The organism is Campylobacter coli LMG 9860 (genome assembly GCF_000254135.1).
GTDB lineage: Bacteria > Campylobacterota > Campylobacteria > Campylobacterales > Campylobacteraceae > Campylobacter_D > Campylobacter_D coli.
On the sequence record NZ_AINS01000119.1, the window covers coordinates 1 to 865 of the forward strand.

Below are 865 nucleotides of genomic sequence, written 5' to 3' on the forward strand. Positions count from 1 at the left end.
CATATAAAAATTAAAAATTTATAGTTTTATATAATATAAATATATATTACATAAAACATAACTAAATGCCTAAAAATACATATAAATCATTTTAAAATATATAATATAAATATATAAAAACAAGAAATATATAATATAAATATATACTATTTTATAACAGTATCAAATTATATTCTGCGAATAGATTTTAGATAAAATTAAAATAATATTTTAGGCACAAGGAAAAATAAAAATAATGAAAAAATTATCTGTAAAAGGCAATAAAGGAAGAAACAAAAGAAGCTATGTTCAAATAATGGATATTTTATTAACACAATTGGAGGAAAATTTACCTTCTAAAGTGGTAGCTTCAAGATATGATATTACTTTGCAGACTGTCTATAAATGGAAAAAAATATATGCAAAGCATTTAGAAAATTACAAAAAATTGAAAGAAGAAGCTAAAATTAAAAATGCAGATAAAGAAAACAAAGATTTACAAGAAGAAAAAATTCATAACGCAGCTTGTGGAAAGAGACTAAAACTTTTAAGAACTTCCCTTAATTTAAGTCAAGATCGTATAGCAGAAATCTTAGGCATAACAGTAGCTATTTATATGAGAATGGAAAAAGGGTATACAGTATTAAACAGCTACATAATTACAAAACTTTATAAGTTCTTAGGTATTAATCCTGTTTATTTAATTACAGGTGAAGGAGATTCCTTTCTAATTAAAGATCCTGACTTATTTAAAAAAATTAATACAGAACAAAAGAAGTACAGTAATAGAAATAATACTAAAGAAAATGAAGAAGATTTATTCTGATTCACTTCTAAAATACTAATTTTTAATTAACAATTTTATCTTTAAGAATATTAATCTAAT

At 21.4% G+C, this 865-nt stretch carries 1 protein-coding gene; it reads left to right on the forward strand.

Annotated features, from left to right (window positions below):
- Positions 1 to 235 precede the first annotated feature (235 nt).
- Positions 236 to 805 (forward strand): helix-turn-helix domain-containing protein, encoded by a 570-nt coding sequence (locus CCO88_RS09600; RefSeq protein WP_002840607.1) that lies wholly within the window; start codon positions 236 to 238, stop codon positions 803 to 805.
- Positions 806 to 865 lie beyond the last annotated feature (60 nt).

Coding starts and splice junctions, on each gene's coding strand:
- CCO88_RS09600 (WP_002840607.1), top strand. CDS start 236: ATGAAAAAATTATCTGTAAAAGGCAATAAAGGAAGAAACAAAAGAAGC.